Below are 16,461 nucleotides of genomic sequence, written 5' to 3'. Positions count from 1 at the left end.
GTATATTGTCAGTCGACCGTCGGAAGTCCATAGAAGGCACGCGCGCATGCGGTGCTGTGGGCCGCCAGGTCTTCCTCACTTTCCCCTCGATGCAATGCCACTTCGCGCAACACTTCGGTCAGGTAAGCCGGTTCGTTTCGGCCATTTTTTGGCTTGGGTCGCAAAGTGCGCGGCAACAGATACGGTGCATCACTTTCCAGCATCAGCCGCCCGCGTTTGATCTCCTTGACCAGCGGATGAAGGTGAGTGCCACGGCGCTCGTCGCAAATCCATCCCGTAATGCCGATGTGCAAATCCAGGTCGAGGTAACTGAACAGCGCTTTCTTTTCTCCGGTGAAGCAATGCACAACGGCGGCAGGCAACTGATCGCGGTAGTCACGCAGGATTTCCAGCAAGCGCTGACTCGCATCACGTTCGTGGAGGAACACCGGTAATTGCAGCTCGACCGCCATCGCCAGATGTTCTTCCAGGACTTTTTCCTGTTGTGGGCGGGGGGAGAAATCGCGATTGAAATCCAGCCCGCATTCGCCCACGGCCACAACGTTGGGTTCCCTGAGCAGACTGCGCAGACGCTGGGCGCTGTCGGCGTTCCAGTCGCTGGCGGAGTGAGGGTGAATGCCGGCGGTGGCAAACAGCCGTTGAGTGCTCTCATCCAGTTGCTGGCACAGCTCCAGCGCCTGTTCGCTACCTTCTACGCTGGTCCCGGTCAGTACCAGTTGGCACACGCCAGCGGCGTACGCGCGGTCGAGTACCGCCTGGTGTTTGCCGGCAAAACTGGGGTTGGTCAGGTTGACGCCGATATCGATGAGTTGCATGGTGCTACCTCGGACCAAAGGCCGGAAAGCATATCAGAGCTGTAGATTTATAAGAAAAGCCAAGAACTACAACGAGTTGAAGCTGTCTTTTGATGCCGCGCGGCACGTCGGGCTGGTGAGGTTGCCACCGCGACGCCAGTTTCACGCGCTTGTCAGCTCTGTTTCTGTCGTTCGATTTCGCGAAATCTTGAAATCGGCCAGTATTCTTTTCGGAGAGTGGATGATACGTCCCTCGGTTTTGTTACTGCTGTGTGGTGCTTTGCTGCTGCCGATGCCGGCGGATGCGCGTCTGGCCGGACCTTCGCAAGTGGTGCCGTCGGCCAAAGTGCGTGATTTGGCGGAAATTCGCAGCAGTCGCGTACTTCGGGTGCTGGTCAATCAAAGCCGTAACAGCTCCGGCGAAGTCCAGGGCCAGCCCATCGGTGTCGAATACCATCGCCTGCGCGCCTTCGAGCAATACCTCAACGGTCACGCCCGTGACGGCCAGGAAATCACTTTCAAGATTATCCCCAAAGGCAAAGATCAACTGATCGGTGCCTTACAGCGCGGAGAGGGTGATCTGGTGGCGCCAGGTGAGCTCCTTGATCTGCAACCCGGTCATGCCGTCAGTACCAGTGAGCCGATTGCCAGCAATGTTCCGCTGGTGTTGGTCGGTATCAAAGGTGAGCGCCGTTACACCCGCCTTGAGCAACTGTCCGGTAAAACCCTGGCGCTGCCCACAGGCAGCGCTGCCGGGGACGCGGTCAGTCAGATCAACCAGAAACTCGCCCTGCACAAACTGCCACCGGTGAAGATCGAGTGGGTCGATCCCAGCCTGGCGGTCGAGGACGTGCTGGAAATGGTTCAGGGCGGAATTTTTCACCTGACCATCGTCGAGCAACCTATCGCTGAGCGGTGGGGCAAGATCTTGCCGAAACTGCGATTTGACCGGCAGGTTCTGATCAGCGACCCGGGCGAGGAGTTCTGGTTCGTGCGCCGCGATGCGTCGATGTTGCGGGCGAGCATTGATCGCTTTCTGCTGACCTACAGGAAACCTTCGGATCAGGATGTGGCTTTCCTGCGTATCTATCGACGCCTCTATCAGGTGCACTATCCGCTCGCCAAGGCCAATCGCCATCGGCTGGAGAAGCTACGACCGGTGCTGCAGAAACATGCCGATGCCCAAGGCATGGACTGGCTCAATCTGGCGGCGCTGGCGTTCAAGGAATCCGCGTTGCAACCCAACGCTCGCAGTGGCAGCGGCCCTACCGGTCTGATGCAGATCACACCCTCCGCAGCCCAGCGGGTGGGCGTCAATAATATCCAGGAGCTCGACGCCAACGTGCAGGCTGGGGCGAAGTACCTGGCGATGATTCGTCGCAAGTTCTTCTCCAGTCCCAAACTCAATGAGCGTGAGCGCATGGCGTTCGTGCTGGCGGCTTACAACATTGGACCGGAACGGGTTCAAGGCATGCGCGCTGAAGCACGACGACGCGGCTTGAACCCCAATCAGTGGTTCTTCCAGGTTGAGCGCATTGCCATGGAGCAGGTGGGAATGGGCCCTGTCAGCTATGTTAATAGCGTGAACAAGTATTACCTGGCGTTCGATCGGGAGCGGGAATCGTTGGAGCCTCCGGGGCAAAAAGTTGCCTCACGTAAATGATCGACTAAACTGATTGTTATGGTGGAGTATTTGCGCTTTTAACATTAATTTTTCCGATTAAGATAACGGCCAACCAACACACAAACCAAAAAATGGATGACACAGCATGAGCACACTGATCAACAAGGTACTGTTTACCCGCGCCGGCTACGGCCTGACGGTCCTGCGGATCTTCGTCGGCATTATCTTTGCCGCACACGGCTCCCAGAAACTGTTCGGCGCGTTTGGTGGGTACGGGTTGGCCGGCACTGCGCAATACATGGAAAGCCTCGGCCTGACTCCGGGCTACGTGATGGCGACACTGGCCGGCGGTACCGAGTTTTTCGCCGGTCTTGCCCTGATCATCGGGCTGTTGGTTCGCCCTGCGGCACTGGGGTTGGCGTTTCTTTCGCTGGTGGCAATCTTTACCGTGCATATCAGCCACGGTCTGTTCATGGCCAATAACGGTTATGAATTTGCCCTGGCCTTGTTGGGTGGCAGCATCGCGGTACTGATCGAAGGTGCCGGCAAGCTGTCGGTGGACCGCGCCATCGCGGGCTGACCGCTCTGGTTCAATGAAAAGGCCTGCATTGCGCAGGCCTTTTTGTTGCTCGATATTCTTGACACTCCTGCGTCGGCTTCTCTAGGATGCTGCTCATGCGCCGATTTAAACAGCTACTTGCGGGGCGCCAGGTGACTCATTCAGTTGCCGATAGAAGCTTGAAACAGGCTTCGAAATACCGCTAAAGCGCTGGTTCGGTGTTGCCTCTCACCTGCCATGCAGACTTTTGAGGCAGAGACACGACAGATGAATGCACTAAACCCCGTTATACGTCCCGCGCCGATCACGGCACATCTCACCCAGCGCAATCCAAAAATCCTGCTTGGCGGAAAACATCAACCGACGCTTTTGCGTTATCTCGATGGATGGCCTCGCCGCACCGGCGGTCCAGCTGCTTTCCTGATCCAGTTTGTCGAAGACGGTGAATCACTTGCTCGATTCGCCACTGACAGCTTCGACCTGGCGGTGATTCAGTCGCCAAGCCTTGAGGATGCAGTGGAAGTTATCAAGCAGCTGACCCGTGTGGCTCGCCAGGGGCTCATCACCCGTCGCTGAATCTCAGCGCAGACCGATAGCGAGCGTGCCGGCTGGCGCCGGCATCGTAGACAGGTTTCGTTCGCTCGACTGATCAGACAAGCCCTTTCAAGGCCAGATCGTAGGGCTCGCAGCCTTTGCTGGTGAAGCTCCGGTAACGGCCGAACAGGCGGATCAGATAGATCGAGCCAACGTTCATGTAGCCCAAGCGGTAGATGGACTTCAACGAATCGAAATTGCTCGACTCGACATAGGAGACCAGGCCCTTGTGACCTTCCTCAAGGTAGTGCTTGAGCGCAAGATTCATACCGATCGCATGCAGGCGCTGACCGCGATAGTCATGATGGGTGAAGCCCTTGTACATGTACACGAAGGACGAGTCGAAGTGCAGGAACAGCTCTGGCGGATCGATATGCGTGGGTTGCCGCGAGTACCAGCCGTAGGAGGCCAGTACCGCGCCATCGAAGATGCCAAAGCACTGATCGCCCTTGGCTATGGACTCTTCAATGAAGCTCTCGGGCATCTCGTTTACTGGATCGCGCGCGTAGTGGCGCATCATCTGTTCACTGAGAAACATCGGCTTGAAGTTCGAGGGGTAGTCGAGGAATTTACTGTCGACTTTTTGCAGCGTCACGCCGCGCAGTATCTTGAACAGCATGAAGGCGTTGACCGTCTTCAACAACAGCTGGTGAATCGCGCTGGATAACCCGTTCTTACGAATCTTCGTTTGGCTTTTCTGAAGCAGCTGCTGCACGATCATGGCGTCCTCCACAAAAAATATCCGGATGGAAAAGGCAATATGTATGACGATCAAATGCCAATTTTTTGTCCTTTGTAACAAGATGTTAGCTAGTTAAATTTTGTTTGCTCGGAAAAGCGTCATAAAACCACCGATACTTTGTACCAAAAAATAGAATCGATTGAGTTTCCTGAGCTATCTGGTTGAGTCGTAAACGATTCCTTCTTGGCCTGCTGCACGGAAGTTAGAATGTTTCAGTGCCCGCTACCTTTGAGGTTAGTGGAAAGCCTGGCGCTACTCTCCGCCAGTTCGTGATCGCCCCAGGAGACGTCCGACTTGAGTACCAACATCATCACAAAGGAAGGTCATGAGGCCCTGAAAAAGGAGCTCGATTTTCTTTGGCGAGAAAAGCGTCCGGACACCACTCGCAAGGTGACCTGGGCAGCGTCACTGGGTGATCGCAGTGAAAATGCCGACTATCAGTACAACAAGAAGCTGCTGCGGGAAATTGATCGCAGGGTCAGATACCTTCGCAAGCGGCTTGAAGATGTGCGGGTGGTCGAGTACTCGCCTGAGCAGGAAGGAAGAGTTTTTTTCGGGGCTTGGGTCGAGATTGAAAACGAAGCGGGGGACATCAAGAAATTTCGGGTCGTCGGCTATGACGAAATCTACGGTCGCAACGATTACATCTCGATCGACTCTCCGATGGCGCGTGCGTTATTGAAGAAGGAAGTGGGCGATGAGGCCGTTGTGCAGACGCCGAACGGTGAAATGTTGTGGTGGATCAACCAGGTTTCTTATCCGCAGTAGCCGCAGTTAATCACCAAACCTGGTCGCGCTTCACTTTCCAGAAGTGATCGCGCGGTGTCAGGGTTCATGAGGTGACGCGAGGTGAATTACATCATCCCTCGCGCAGTACGGTCAGTGGGCTCGCGTTCAAGGCTCGACGTGTGCCGAAAACCCCGGCACCGCCGATCAGCACGGCACCGATCAATGGCAGGATCAGCAACCACGGGTGCGGATGCCAAGGCAGGTCGAATGCGTAGCGGTACAGCACCAGGCTAACGAGTTCCGATCCCAGCGCCGCCAGTAATCCACTGACGGCACCCAGCAGACCGAACTCGATCCTTCGGGCCTTGACCAGCAATTTGCGCTCCGCCCCCAGCGCGCGCAACAAGGCGCCTTGGCGAATACGTTCATCCAGAGTGGCTTGCAACCCGGAAAACAGCACCGCCATGCCCGCCGCCAATACGAACAACAGGACATACTCCACCGCCAGGGTGACCTGGGCGAGGATGCTGCGCAGTTGTTCCAGCAGGGCTTCGACTTGCAGGATGGTCACCGCGGGAAAGCTGCGGGAGAGGTCCACGATTTGCTGATCATGACCGGCTGCCAGATAGAAGCTGGTCAGGTAGGTCGCCGGTAAATCTTTCAATGTGCCGGGCTGGAAGATCATGAAGAAGTTGGGCTGGAAATTGTCCCAGTTGATGTCCCGCAAACTGGTGACTTTCGCTTCGCGATTGACCCCGCCGACGGTAAAGACCAGATGATCGCCCAGCTTGAGCTTCAGACTTTCGGCAACCTTGCCTTCAACAGACACGCCGGGGATTTCGTCGGGAGCCTGTTCTGTCCACCAATTGCCCGCCGTGAGTGTGTTGCCTGGGGGCAGATCCGCTGCCCACGTCAGGCTCAGATCCCGCTGGATCGCCCGGTCACCGGCAGAGTCCTTGCTGACGATTTCCTGGACCGGCTCGCCATTGATGCTGATCAGTCGCCCCGGCACCACGGGGTATAGCGGCGCCGCTTGCGCGGACAGTTCGATCAGGCGATCCGTAAATGCCTGCTTGTCCGCCGGCAGGATGTTCAGCGCAAAATAGTTGGGAGCGTTTTTGGGCAGCTGGTTCTGCCAGGTGTCGAGCAGTTCACCGCGCAGCAATGCGATCAATGCCATGGACAGCAGGATCAGGCCGAAGGCCAGGGATTGTCCCGCAGCCGCGAGTGGATGGCGCAGCAATTGCCCCAACCCCAGGCGCCACGGCAACGACGCGCGGGCAAGCATGCGGCGCAGGCTTTTGAGCAGCAGTAACAGCAATCCGCCCAGGACCACGGCGGCAATGACGCCGCCACCGAGGAGGGCAAAGGTCAGCACCAGATCCAGGCTCAGTCGCCACATGATCAATCCCAGTGCACCCAGGGCTGCGCCGTAAACCATCCAGGTGCTGGACGGAATGGGCAGCATGTCCCGACGCAGGACCCGCAATGGCGGGACACGGCCGAGGGCGGCCAAGGGTGGCAGGGCAAAACCGGCCAGTGCCACCAGCCCGGTGCCGATACCGGCGATGGCTGGAAACAGGCCGCCCGGTGGCACATCGCTCGGCAACAGATCATGCAACAGCGCAAAGAGTCCGAGTTGCGCCAGCCAGCCGATAACGGCACCGCTGATGCTCGCGAGCAGTCCCAGCACCGTCAGCTGCAAACTGAACAGCACCATGGTTTCCCGGCGAGACAGACCGAGGCAGCGCAGCAACGCACTGGCGTCGAAACGGCGAGTAGCAAAACGAGTCGCCGACAAGGCGACCGCCACACCGGATAGCAGCACCGCCACGAGACTGGCCATGTTCAGGTAACGCTCGGCCTTGCCCAGCGCGCCGCCGATCTGCCGGTTGCCATCGCGGGCATCCTGCAGTCGCTGGTTTGCGGCCAACCCGGGTTTGATCAGTTGACGATAGGTTTCCAGCGCTTCGGCTTTGCCACGCCAGAGTTCCCGGTAGCTGACCCGGCTACCGGGTTGCACCACCCCGGTCGCCGCGAGGTCGCTGAGGTTGATCATCACCCGTGGCGTGAGGCTATAGAAGTTGCCGGCCCGATCGGGCTCGTAAGTCAGTACTCGCGCCAGTTTCAGGGTTTTCATGCCGACGTCGATGCTGTCACCGATCTTGAGGTCCAGCGCCGTCAACAGCCGTGCTTCGACCCAGGCTTCCCCGGATTCAGGCCCGCCACCGGATTCTTCCAGGGCGAAAGGCGCAGGGGCGCTTTTCAGTTCTCCGCGCAGGGGGTAGGCGTCATCGGCGGCTTTGATGCTCGACAGTTGAATGCCGTTGTCAGTGGCAATGACGCTGGAGAACTCGACGACCTGAGCGTGTTCGAGCCCCAGCTCCTTACCGCTTTTGATTTGTTCGGGTCTTGCCGGTGAACTGCCTTCGAGCAGCAGGTCGGCACCGAGGAATTCCGTGGCGCGCAGCATCATGGCGCCGTTGAGACGGGCACCGAAGTAACCGATGGCGGTACTCGCCGCCACTGCCACCAGCAAGGCAAAGAACAACACGCGCAACTCACCGGCGCGGGCGTCGCGCAGCAGTTGGCGAATGGCGAGGCTGAACAAACGCAAAAACGGCAGGCGTGCCATCAAGGCTCCAGAGGGGCGACCAGCAGGCCGGCTTCAAGTCGGATCAGGCGCCGGCAGCGATGTGCCAGGCGTTCGTCGTGCGTCACCAGCACCAGGGTCGTGCCGCGTTCCTTGTTGAGTTCGAACAACAGATCGCTGATCCGCTCGCCCGTATGGCTGTCGAGGTTGCCCGTGGGTTCGTCGGCGAACAACACATCGGGTTCGGCGGCAAACGCGCGGGCAATGGCCACTCTCTGCTGCTCGCCTCCGGAGAGTTGTCTTGGGGAATGGGTCAAACGTTGGCCCAGGCCGACCCGTTGCAGCAGTTCCGTGGCACGCTCGCGGGCGTCTTTACGGCCGTCGAGCTCCAGCGGCAGCATGACGTTTTCCAGGGCGTTGAGGCTATCGAGCAGCTGGAATGATTGAAAGACAAAGCCCACATGTTCGGCGCGGATACGTGCGCGCTGGTCTTCATCGAGATCGCTCAGGGCCTGGCCCGCGAGCGTGACTTCGCCGCTGCTCGGCAGATCGAGGCCCGCGAGCAAGCCGAGGAGGGTGGATTTGCCGGAACCCGAGGCGCCGACGATAGCCAGGCTATCGCCCTTGTTCAGTTCCAGGCTGAGTTCGTGCAGGATAGTCAGTTCACCTTCCGCGCTGGGTACCACTTTGCTGAGGTTCTTCGCGGTGAGAATGCTTGCGCCCATGGAGAATCCGATGCGAGTGTGGTTTTTGAGTGCTGGCCTGGCCTTGATGTGCATGGCCCAGAACGCAGCGGCGGGTACAGTCCTGATCGTTGGCGATAGTATCAGCGCCGGTTTCGGCCTGGATACCCGGTTGGGGTGGGTGTCGTTGCTTGAGCAGCGGCTCAAGCGCGAAGGTTTCGACGATAAGGTGGTCAATGCGTCCATCAGTGGCGACACCAGTGCCGGAGGCCAGGCACGCCTGCCAGCGCTGCTTGCAGAGCATAAACCCGAACTGGTGATCCTCGAGTTGGGGGGCAATGACGGCTTGCGCGGGATGCTGCCAACGCAATTGCAACAAAATCTTGCGTCGATGATCGACAGCTCCCGCGCCAGTGGAGCGAAAGTGTTGCTGCTCGGCATGCAGTTGCCGCCCAATTATGGTGCTCGTTACACCAAGGCATTTGCCGAGGTCTACGGCAATGTGGCCACCGAGAAAAAAATCCCCTTGGTACCGTTTTTTCTTGATGGCGTAGGCGGTCATCCGGACCTGATGCAAGCCGATGGTCTGCACCCGGCGGCAGGGGCGCAGGACAAGTTACTGGAAAATGTCTGGCCGGCACTGAAACCGCTGCTTTGACGCTTTTCTAGTCGCGATGTTTCGGCTAAGGTGGCGCCCCCTATTTGGAGCCCCCGATGCCGCGTCCCGCCTGGTCACTTTTCGCCTATCAACTGATCGAGCCTGACGAACAGCTGGATCTGTTCGCCTGCCAGGAAGTACGCGTACATCTGGTGACCCGGCAGCTGGAGTTGGGCGGTTCCGCAGACCGAACGTTATGCGGCAGTCTGTTGCCGGCCCAGCCTCGCTGGTCGAGTGTTGACCGCCGGGTGTTTCAGGATCAGCGCCTGTGCTCGCTGTGTCGCGCCATTCTTGAGTCGCAAAAACGCGGTACCTCGCCGATCTGGCCGGAATTGCGGTTCGAGCTTTAATCTCCAGCCAGCCGTCGATCAGTTTCCTTGCAGGGGAAGGCAGACTCCCGCTGAAAGCGGTACACGTTCGAAACGTCCTGCAATCCATAAAGTTTCCAGCATTGACGCGCTCTATCGGCGCGTCTCCCCGAATACCGAAACGCCGGTGTACAATCCCGTTTTTATACCCATGTCGATCATGCGAAGGATTTTCCGGATGTTGCCGCGCTTTCCCGCCGTCACCCGCTGCCTGACTCTAGCCGCTCTGTGTGCGGCGGGTCCCGTTGCAGCATTGGAGTTGCCTCTCCCACCACCTGGTGAAGACATCATCGGCCAGGTGCAAGTGATCAAGGCCAAGTACGAAGACACCTTCGCCGACCTTGGTACCACCTACGATCTGGGCTATTCGGAAATGGTCGCGGCCAACCCGGGTGTCGACGCCTGGTTGCCGGGTGCCGGTACCGAAATCATTTTGCCAACACGTTTCATCCTGCCACCAGGACCTCGTGAGGGCATCGTGATCAACCTGGCTGAATACCGTCTTTACTACTACCCGAAAGGCCGGGACGTGGTTTACACCTTCCCGCTGGGGATCGGTCGTGAGGGCTGGGGCTCGCCTATCGCTCACACGACCATCACCGCCAAGACGCCTAACCCGACATGGACCCCTCCAGCGTCGATCAAGGCCGAACACCTGGCAGACGGTGATCCGTTGCCTAACGTGGTGCCGGCAGGCCCGGACAACCCCCTGGGGCCGTTCAAATTCAATCTGGGCACGCCTGGTTACCTGATCCATGGTTCGAACAAGAAGTTTGGTATCGGCATGCGTACCAGTCACGGTTGCTTCCGCATGTTTAACAACAATGTGCTGGAAATGGCGGGCATGGTGCCGGTGGGTACGTCGGTACGCATCATCAATGATCCGTACAAGTTCGGTGTAAGCGGCGGCAAGGTCTACCTTGAGGCGCACACGCCGCTGGACGATAACGGCAACCCGTCGGTCGTCGACAAGCACACGGCCGTGATCAACGCGATGCTCAAGCGTGAGGACATCACCAACAACCTGCGCATGAACTGGGATGTGGTACGTGATGTGGTCGCCGCTGAAGATGGCTTGCCAGTGGAAATCGCTGTGCCCAATGGTGCTGCGCCAATGGTGACAAGTACACCGGTTGATTTGCAGCAGTAACGGCTAAAAGGACCCGCCGACGTTAGCCACGTTGGCGGGTTTTTTATTGCCCGTAGAAAACTGCGGGCAATAAAAAAGCCGACCCATAAATGGGTCGGCTTGATAACAATCCCGAAGGACTATTACTTGCGGCTAGCTTTGTCGAGCATGCGCAGAGCGCGCTCGTTAGCTTCGTCAGCAGTCTGTTGTGCTTTTTGAGCAGCAGCCAGAGCTTCATCAGCTTTACGGTAAGCTTCGTCTGCACGAGCCTGGGAGCGAGCTGCTGCGTCTTCAGTTGCAGTCAGACGTGCTTCGGTTTCTTTCGATGCGCTGCTGCAACCGGTAGCCAGAACTGCGGCCAAGGCCAGAGCAGAGAATTTCAGAACGTTGTTCATCGTGTTCCCCTTCAAGGACTTTCTATTAAGTAGCTGTCTCCTCAGAGTGAGGAAATAGCCGGCGTACATACTACCCATTACTTGTAGTAAGTAAACTGACGTGAAGCAAGAAGCAGAAAAATTGTAGGCGTTGATTCTTTTTCGAGCAACTTTTAACTGCGCTGTTTAAAAAATATCCAGCTGCAAGCCCCGATCTGAGCGATCCGCCCAAAAAAAGTTCCCGTTCGCGAAACCTGTTTTCGGTCTTGGGTAAAGTCTGTCTATATCATTTCGTCTACACTTTTGTTCGCGAATTGAGCAGCGCTTCTCAACTCTTTCTGCTAGTTCAGGTGACTTTAAGAAGGGGCGCTCGTCTTAAGTCTCAACATCCGGCAATGTTCAGGCCATCGATCCTGCAAAATCTGTGGTTTCGAGAAGTCGCTGCACCACCCGGAGCCGCACCCGCCAACCTGCGTGATGACGAGCGCACCTTGAGCATTTTTGCCATTGGTGCCTACTATTTAGACGTGCCCGGTTGCGCGAGATTGGTGCAGCTCTTCTCGGTGTCCATTCGGCACGGGGTGGCGTAGATGTTCCTTCGCCGGAAAAACATCGGTAAGGTAGGGGTCAGAATTAAAGACCCGCGAGGAGTAGTGATGAGCGAGGCGTTGTCCATCCACCATGACCAGGCTGGTCATCAGTTCGAGACCACTGTGGACGGTCATCGTGCCTACCTGACCTATATGGATCTGGGAAAACAGACCCTGGATATTTATCGTACCTTTGTGCCGAACGCGCTACGGGGTCGTGGCATTGCTGCGGCATTGACCGAGCAGGCGCTGCAGTACGCCGAGGAAATGGGCTACACCGTCATTCCGTCGTGCTCCTACGTGGAGCGCTACATGGAGCGTCACCAGCGGCATGCGGCCAAGCTGAGTCAATGACGTTTCAAGAATCGAACGCATAAAAAAACGCCGGGTTTAGCCCGGCGTTTTTTTGTCTGCGTTTTTTGCGTGCAGAAGTGGCGATCAACCGCGATCGCGTTTCGGCAGTACATCCTTGAGCTTGGCATGCATGCTGCGCAAGGTGGTTTCGGTGGCGGACCAGTCGATGCAGGCATCGGTGATCGACACACCGTATTGCAGGTCGGCGAGGTCTTTGGGAATCGCCTGGCAACCCCAGTTCAGATGACTTTCAACCATCAGACCGATGATCGACTGGTTGCCTTCGAGGATCTGGTTGGCGACGTTTTCCATCACCAGCGGTTGCAGGGCCGGGTCCTTGTTGGAGTTGGCGTGGCTGCAATCGACCATGATGTTCGGCTTGATCTTCGCTTTGTTCAGCGCTTGCTCGCAGAGCGCGACGCTGACCGAATCGTAGTTCGGCTTGCCATTGCCACCGCGCAGCACGACGTGGCCGTAGGCATTGCCCTTGGTGGTCACGATCGATACGCCACCTTCCTGGTTGATACCCAGGAAACGGTGCGGGCTGGAAACCGACTGCAGCGCGTTGATCGCTACGGTCAGGCCGCCATCGGTACCATTCTTGAAGCCGACCGCCGAGGACAGGCCGGAAGCCATTTCACGGTGAGTCTGGGATTCGGTGGTGCGCGCGCCGATGGCCGACCAGCTGATCAGGTCCTGCAAGTACTGCGGGGAAATCGGGTCGAGGGCTTCAGTCGCGGTAGGCAGGCCCATTTCCGCCAGGTCCAGTAACAGCTGACGGCCGATGTGCAGGCCATCCTGGATCTTGAAAGAGTCGTCGAGGTACGGGTCGTTGATCAAACCTTTCCAGCCGACGGTGGTGCGTGGCTTCTCGAAATACACGCGCATGACCAGATACAAGGTATCCGACACTTCAGCGGCGAGGACCTTCAGGCGCTCGGCGTATTCGTGGGCAGCCTTGATGTCGTGGATCGAGCAAGGCCCGATGACAACAAACAGGCGGTGATCGGTGCCGTCAAGAATGTTGCGAATGACTTCGCGACCCTTGGTGACGGTGCGCAGGGCAGCGTCGCTCAGGGGGATATCACGCTTGAGCTGATCAGGAGTGATCAGCGTCTCGTTGGAAGCGACGTTTAGGTCGTTGATCGGTAAATCAGCCATCGTTTACTCGTCAGGTCACGGGTGCCGGCCGCCAGCGAACCCGCGCGGCGGAGCACAGCAAATTAAGCGCGTCGGGGAGCGGAACCTTAGCGCGTTACACCGTGGCTCGACAATGGGCATACGCCGGTTTTAGGGGCATTCTCCACTAATTGATAATGTCCGCTAATCCACTACAGCCTGGGCGAATGCCTTGCGAACGGTGTCGTGGGAAAACTCGTCAGCGTGCTGCTGGACCCATTCGAGGGCCAGGGCTTGCGATTCCTGCAGGCCACTTTGGGCGTCATGCAGGCGGCAATATCGCTCGATCTGACACACCTGCTCACCCATCCGGGCGCTGAACAGCATCTGCTCATCGACAAAGGCAATCCCCACCAGATAGCCGCGCTTGCGTCGCAGGCACCAGGCGACGTAACCCAGATAGCGCAGGTCGGGGTTCAGGGTCGGCATGCGCACCTCGAGCGCCGTGCCGTGGCGCCATGCACGGTGGTAATTGCAAGCCATGCCCCCGAGGCTGATAGTGTGCAGCCGTTGCCGCGATATACATTCATGCTTGAGCAACGTTAATTCGACGGGCACATCGTCAGGGTGAGGAAGAAAACGTCCCATGAACACGGACTCCATGTGTCGGCCAGCTGACATTGTTTCCCCCAGTATAGTGGTCGAATCGGAACTGACCGATTTCGATGCTGACCAACGGCTGCTGGCGATGAGCGGAGTTTCGCTGGTGATTTTTACCAGTGTGGGCTGCGCCAGCTGTCGTTTCGCCCGAGCGCAATTGCCGAAACTGGATCTGGCGGTCGATCGACTGTGCTGGATTGATGCCGGCAACAATGGCGGCTTGGTGGAGCGTTATCAGGTCTTTCATTTACCGTCGCTGTTTGTGGTGCGCGACGGTGAGTTTTTCGGTGCATTGCAATCGCGCCTGACGACCACTGAGCTGAACGACGCCGTGGCTCAGGCGCTGACGAGAACAGCAGAGGAGTTGCCATGATGGGGGCAGTTGCCAAACCGACAATCGGCATTATCGGTACCGGTGCGATCGGCGGGTTTTACGGAGTGATGCTGGCCCGTGCCGGTTTCGATGTGCACTTTCTGTTACGCAGTGAGTTTTCCGCCGTGACGGAACGCGGGTTGCAGGTCAACAGCGCGCAACATGGCGCGCTGACGCTCAATCCGGTTCAGGCCTACTCCTCAGCCGCCGATCTGCCACCCTGCGACTGGTTACTGGTGGGCGCCAAAACCACCAGCAACGCCGATCTGGCGCCAGCAATCATTCAGGCCGCAGCGCCGAATGCCAAGGTGCTGGTGTTGCAAAACGGCCTTGATGTGGAAGACAGCCTGCGCGAATGCCTCCCCGACTCGCTGCACGTACTCGGCGGGCTGTGTTACATCTGCGTCCATCGTGAGAGCCCAGGTGTAATCACTCATCAGGCGCTTGGCGCCGTGCACATTGGCTATCACAGTGGCCCTGCCACCTCGGAGCAGTCGCGTTCGGCGATCTCGGAGGAGGGCGCCGACCTGTTCCGCGCCGCCGGCATCGCCTCCCAGCCAATGCCGAATCTGCACCAGGCCCGTTGGCAGAAGCTCGTCTGGAACATTCCCTATAACGGTCTGTCGGTCCTGCTCGGGGCAGGCACGACGCCTCTGATGGCCGATACCGATAGCCGCGAGCTGATCAAGGCGCTGATGGCCGAAGTGGTTCAGGGCGCTATCGCCTGTGGCCACCAGGTACCGCAAGGCTATGCCGAACACCTGTTCATGATGACCGAAAAGATGCCCGACTACTGGCCGAGCATGTACCACGACTTTGTGCATAAACGACCGCTGGAGTTGGCCGCAATCTATGCCCGGCCCTTGGCGGCAGCGAAGGCGGCCGGTTGCGAGATGCCACGCATCGAAGCCTTGTTCCAGAGTTTGAGCTTCATCGATAGACGTAACCGTTGAGTCGATCTACCAGAGGGGAAGGGCATGGCGAAAACTATCGACGATAAACTGGTGCTGGCGATTTCTTCGCGGGCGCTGTTCGACCTGAGCGAAAGCCACAAGGTCTATCTGTCCAGCGGCGTCGAAGCCTACCGGCAATATCAGATCGAGCACGAAGACGAGATTCTCGAGCCCGGTGATGCATTCCCGCTGGTGCAAAAACTCCTCAACCTCAACACCCATCTTGGTCGCGCCCGGGTCGAAGTGATTCTGGTGTCGCGCAACAGTGCCGATACCGGATTAAGAGTGTTCAACTCGATCCACCACTACGGCCTGGCGATTTCCCGTGCGGCGTTTGTCGGCGGGCGCAGTCCCTATCCGTATCTCAAAGCCTTTGGGTGTGACCTGTTTCTGTCGACCCATGCCGAAGATGTGCGCAGTGCGCTGGACGCCGGTTTTGCGGCGGCGACGATTCTGTCGGGCGGTGCCAGCCGAGCGGCCAGCGACGAACTGCGCATCGCCTTCGACGGTGATGCGGTGCTGTTTTCCGATGAATCGGAACGTGTCTATCAATCCGGTGGCCTTGAAGCCTTTCAGGCCAGCGAGCGCGAATCGGCCCGCGAGCCCTTGCGCGGTGGGCCGTTCAAAGGCTTCCTGGCGGCCCTGAACCTGTTACAGCGCGAGTTCCCGGACGATGCTTGCCCGATCCGCACGGCGCTGGTCACGGCGCGCTCGGCTCCGGCCCATGAAAGGGTGATCCGCACGCTGCGTGAGTGGGATATCCGTCTCGACGAATCACTGTTCCTCGGTGGGCTGACCAAGTCGGCGTTTCTCGAAGCGTTTGCCGCTGACGTGTTTTTCGACGATCAGGCCGGCCACTGCAAGTTGGCCCGTGAAGTGGTCGCCACCGGTCACGTGCCTCACGGCATAAGCAACGAGCAAAAGGTTTAAGCCCACGGTTCAACGCGTTACACCGGACGTCGTACTCGCCAAGGCACTGCTAAGCTGAATCAATCTCCGCCATGTTGGCACTCGAGGAGGTCATATGATTCGGTCGATGCTGTATGCCACTGACCTCGGCCTGTACGCACCGTTGGTGATGCACCATGCCTTGGCGATGGCGCGCACATTCGATGCTGACCTGTATGTGGTGCATGCGGTAGAGCCGATGGGATTGTTCGCCGAGTCGGTGCTGCAAAGCTACCTTGATGAACAGGCATTAAGCGATTTTCACAGTCAGGGCCTGAACACGGTGATCGCCAATATCGAGCAGCGGGTGCTGGACAGCTTTCGCGAAGAATTGGGGGATGAGGGGGATCAGGACCTGGCGCGAATCAAAGCGGTACGGGTGATACAGGGGGATCCTTCCCAAGTGATTCTCGACCAGGCACAGAAACTCTCTGTGGATTTGCTGATCGTAGGTAGCCATAGCCATGGCGCCGGCGCGGAGACACCTCTGGGCAGGACCGCTGCACGCGTATTACAGCTGGCGAGGGTACCCGTCTATCTGGTGCCGCTGGTTGAGCGTCGTCGTCACGGGGATCGCTAGTACAGGAATACTGGCATTTTGATGAAAAAGTTCTAGA

General features: G+C 58.1%; 19 protein-coding genes. 12 read left to right on the top strand and 7 right to left on the bottom strand.

Going from position 1 to position 16,461, the window contains the following annotated elements:
- Positions 1-8 precede the first annotated feature (8 nt).
- The gene (locus tag H7698_RS18640) at positions 9-815 is read right to left on the bottom strand and encodes a TatD family hydrolase (protein ID WP_162437534.1); all 807 of its coding nucleotides are present in this window, start codon (positions 813-815) and stop codon (positions 9-11) included.
- Positions 816-1,035: 220 nt separating this feature from the next.
- Here H7698_RS18640 and H7698_RS18635 point away from each other — a divergent pair, with 220 nt between their 5' ends.
- From H7698_RS18635 to H7698_RS18625, 3 genes are all read left to right on the top strand, one after another.
- The gene (locus tag H7698_RS18635) at positions 1,036-2,457 is read left to right on the top strand and encodes a transglycosylase SLT domain-containing protein (RefSeq protein WP_194692403.1); all 1,422 of its coding nucleotides are present in this window, start codon (positions 1,036-1,038) and stop codon (positions 2,455-2,457) included.
- A 106-nt stretch (positions 2,458-2,563) separates the two neighbouring features.
- Positions 2,564-2,998 carry a DoxX family protein gene (locus H7698_RS18630; RefSeq protein WP_150712628.1) on the top strand — a complete coding sequence of 145 codons (435 nt, stop codon included), beginning with the start codon at positions 2,564-2,566 and terminating at the stop codon, positions 2,996-2,998.
- 246 nt (positions 2,999-3,244) lie between these two features.
- Positions 3,245-3,553 (top strand): class I SAM-dependent methyltransferase, encoded by a 309-nt coding sequence (locus H7698_RS18625; protein ID WP_162437532.1) that lies wholly within the window; start codon positions 3,245-3,247, stop codon positions 3,551-3,553.
- 73 nt (positions 3,554-3,626) lie between these two features.
- Here the strand turns inward: H7698_RS18625 and H7698_RS18620 are convergent, their stop codons facing one another.
- Positions 3,627-4,292: a GNAT family N-acetyltransferase gene (locus tag H7698_RS18620; protein WP_194692402.1), complete on the bottom strand. Its 666-nt coding sequence runs from the start codon at positions 4,290-4,292 to the stop codon at positions 3,627-3,629.
- A gap of 315 nt (positions 4,293-4,607) precedes the next feature.
- On the opposite strand from H7698_RS18620, the gene greB reads away from it, so the two are divergent.
- Positions 4,608-5,081: a transcription elongation factor GreB gene (gene greB, locus H7698_RS18615; RefSeq protein WP_162437530.1), complete on the top strand. Its 474-nt coding sequence runs from the start codon at positions 4,608-4,610 to the stop codon at positions 5,079-5,081.
- A gap of 91 nt (positions 5,082-5,172) precedes the next feature.
- Here greB and H7698_RS18610 read toward each other — a convergent pair whose 3' ends face one another.
- Together H7698_RS18610 and H7698_RS18605 are read right to left on the bottom strand one after the other, a co-directional pair.
- Complete coding sequence (locus H7698_RS18610) at positions 5,173-7,677, bottom strand: ABC transporter permease (protein WP_194692401.1); 2,505 nt, start codon at positions 7,675-7,677, stop codon at positions 5,173-5,175.
- Complete coding sequence (locus H7698_RS18605; protein ID WP_162437528.1) at positions 7,677-8,360, bottom strand: ABC transporter ATP-binding protein; 684 nt, start codon at positions 8,358-8,360, stop codon at positions 7,677-7,679. Before H7698_RS18605 ends, H7698_RS18610 begins: the two co-directional genes overlap by 1 nt.
- 10 nt (positions 8,361-8,370) lie before the next feature.
- On the opposite strand from H7698_RS18605, the gene H7698_RS18600 reads away from it, so the two are divergent.
- From H7698_RS18600 to H7698_RS18590, 3 genes are all read left to right on the top strand, one after another.
- On the top strand, positions 8,371-8,976 hold the full coding sequence (locus H7698_RS18600) for an arylesterase (protein WP_194692400.1): 606 nt from the start codon (positions 8,371-8,373) through the stop codon (positions 8,974-8,976).
- A gap of 56 nt (positions 8,977-9,032) precedes the next feature.
- Entirely contained in the window at positions 9,033-9,326 is a 294-nt protein-coding gene (locus H7698_RS18595) for a hypothetical protein (RefSeq protein ID WP_003226812.1), read from the top strand.
- A gap of 196 nt (positions 9,327-9,522) precedes the next feature.
- Positions 9,523-10,494, top strand: a complete 972-nt coding sequence (locus H7698_RS18590) for a L,D-transpeptidase family protein (protein WP_194692399.1) — start codon at positions 9,523-9,525, stop codon at positions 10,492-10,494.
- 122 nt (positions 10,495-10,616) lie between these two features.
- Here H7698_RS18590 and oprI read toward each other — a convergent pair whose 3' ends face one another.
- Complete coding sequence (gene oprI, locus H7698_RS18585) at positions 10,617-10,868, bottom strand: outer membrane lipoprotei OprI (protein ID WP_003199355.1); 252 nt, start codon at positions 10,866-10,868, stop codon at positions 10,617-10,619.
- Positions 10,869-11,503: 635 nt separating this feature from the next.
- Between oprI and H7698_RS18580 the strand changes: the two genes are divergently transcribed.
- Positions 11,504-11,791, top strand: a complete 288-nt coding sequence (locus tag H7698_RS18580) for a GNAT family N-acetyltransferase (RefSeq protein WP_162437525.1) — start codon at positions 11,504-11,506, stop codon at positions 11,789-11,791.
- An 84-nt stretch (positions 11,792-11,875) separates the two neighbouring features.
- Here the strand turns inward: H7698_RS18580 and H7698_RS18575 are convergent, their stop codons facing one another.
- Both H7698_RS18575 and H7698_RS18570 read right to left on the bottom strand, forming a co-directional pair.
- Entirely contained in the window at positions 11,876-12,952 is a 1,077-nt protein-coding gene (locus H7698_RS18575) for a 3-deoxy-7-phosphoheptulonate synthase (RefSeq protein WP_162437524.1), read from the bottom strand.
- A 162-nt stretch (positions 12,953-13,114) separates the two neighbouring features.
- Positions 13,115-13,558, bottom strand: coding sequence for a PilZ domain-containing protein (locus H7698_RS18570; RefSeq protein WP_194692398.1), 444 nt, complete (start codon positions 13,556-13,558; stop codon positions 13,115-13,117).
- Between H7698_RS18570 and H7698_RS18565 the strand changes: the two genes are divergently transcribed.
- The 4 genes from H7698_RS18565 (at position 13,557) to H7698_RS18550 (ending at position 16,424) form a co-directional block, all read left to right on the top strand.
- Positions 13,557-13,943 carry a thioredoxin family protein gene (locus tag H7698_RS18565; protein WP_194692397.1) on the top strand — a complete coding sequence of 129 codons (387 nt, stop codon included), beginning with the start codon at positions 13,557-13,559 and terminating at the stop codon, positions 13,941-13,943. The genes H7698_RS18570 and H7698_RS18565 overlap by 2 nt on opposite strands.
- Entirely contained in the window at positions 13,940-14,896 is a 957-nt protein-coding gene (locus H7698_RS18560) for a putative 2-dehydropantoate 2-reductase (RefSeq protein ID WP_194692396.1), read from the top strand. Before H7698_RS18565 ends, H7698_RS18560 begins: the two co-directional genes overlap by 4 nt.
- 24 nt (positions 14,897-14,920) lie before the next feature.
- Positions 14,921-15,826: a 5'-nucleotidase gene (locus H7698_RS18555; RefSeq protein ID WP_194692395.1), complete on the top strand. Its 906-nt coding sequence runs from the start codon at positions 14,921-14,923 to the stop codon at positions 15,824-15,826.
- 94 nt (positions 15,827-15,920) lie between these two features.
- On the top strand, positions 15,921-16,424 hold the full coding sequence (locus H7698_RS18550; RefSeq protein ID WP_194692394.1) for a universal stress protein: 504 nt from the start codon (positions 15,921-15,923) through the stop codon (positions 16,422-16,424).
- The last annotated feature ends 37 nt before the right edge of the window (positions 16,425-16,461 follow it).

The sequence above is a fragment of the Pseudomonas sp. p50(2008) genome (assembly GCF_015351605.1).
Taxonomy (GTDB): domain Bacteria; phylum Pseudomonadota; class Gammaproteobacteria; order Pseudomonadales; family Pseudomonadaceae; genus Aquipseudomonas.
The sequence above is the reverse complement of the archived record's forward strand: the minus strand, read 5'-3'. Positions and strand labels throughout refer to the sequence as shown.

Coding starts and splice junctions, on each gene's coding strand:
- H7698_RS18570 (WP_194692398.1), bottom strand. CDS start 13,558: ATGGGACGTTTTCTTCCTCACCCTGACGATGTGCCCGTCGAATTAACG.
- H7698_RS18600 (WP_194692400.1), top strand. CDS start 8,371: ATGCGAGTGTGGTTTTTGAGTGCTGGCCTGGCCTTGATGTGCATGGCC.
- H7698_RS18555 (WP_194692395.1), top strand. CDS start 14,921: ATGGCGAAAACTATCGACGATAAACTGGTGCTGGCGATTTCTTCGCGG.
- H7698_RS18630 (WP_150712628.1), top strand. CDS start 2,564: ATGAGCACACTGATCAACAAGGTACTGTTTACCCGCGCCGGCTACGGC.
- H7698_RS18635 (WP_194692403.1), top strand. CDS start 1,036: ATGATACGTCCCTCGGTTTTGTTACTGCTGTGTGGTGCTTTGCTGCTG.
- H7698_RS18560 (WP_194692396.1), top strand. CDS start 13,940: ATGATGGGGGCAGTTGCCAAACCGACAATCGGCATTATCGGTACCGGT.
- H7698_RS18580 (WP_162437525.1), top strand. CDS start 11,504: ATGAGCGAGGCGTTGTCCATCCACCATGACCAGGCTGGTCATCAGTTC.
- H7698_RS18620 (WP_194692402.1), bottom strand. CDS start 4,292: ATGATCGTGCAGCAGCTGCTTCAGAAAAGCCAAACGAAGATTCGTAAG.
- H7698_RS18565 (WP_194692397.1), top strand. CDS start 13,557: ATGAACACGGACTCCATGTGTCGGCCAGCTGACATTGTTTCCCCCAGT.
- H7698_RS18575 (WP_162437524.1), bottom strand. CDS start 12,952: ATGGCTGATTTACCGATCAACGACCTAAACGTCGCTTCCAACGAGACG.
- oprI (WP_003199355.1), bottom strand. CDS start 10,868: ATGAACAACGTTCTGAAATTCTCTGCTCTGGCCTTGGCCGCAGTTCTG.
- H7698_RS18590 (WP_194692399.1), top strand. CDS start 9,523: ATGTTGCCGCGCTTTCCCGCCGTCACCCGCTGCCTGACTCTAGCCGCT.
- H7698_RS18595 (WP_003226812.1), top strand. CDS start 9,033: ATGCCGCGTCCCGCCTGGTCACTTTTCGCCTATCAACTGATCGAGCCT.
- H7698_RS18605 (WP_162437528.1), bottom strand. CDS start 8,360: ATGGGCGCAAGCATTCTCACCGCGAAGAACCTCAGCAAAGTGGTACCC.
- H7698_RS18625 (WP_162437532.1), top strand. CDS start 3,245: ATGAATGCACTAAACCCCGTTATACGTCCCGCGCCGATCACGGCACAT.
- H7698_RS18640 (WP_162437534.1), bottom strand. CDS start 815: ATGCAACTCATCGATATCGGCGTCAACCTGACCAACCCCAGTTTTGCC.
- H7698_RS18610 (WP_194692401.1), bottom strand. CDS start 7,677: ATGGCACGCCTGCCGTTTTTGCGTTTGTTCAGCCTCGCCATTCGCCAA.
- H7698_RS18550 (WP_194692394.1), top strand. CDS start 15,921: ATGATTCGGTCGATGCTGTATGCCACTGACCTCGGCCTGTACGCACCG.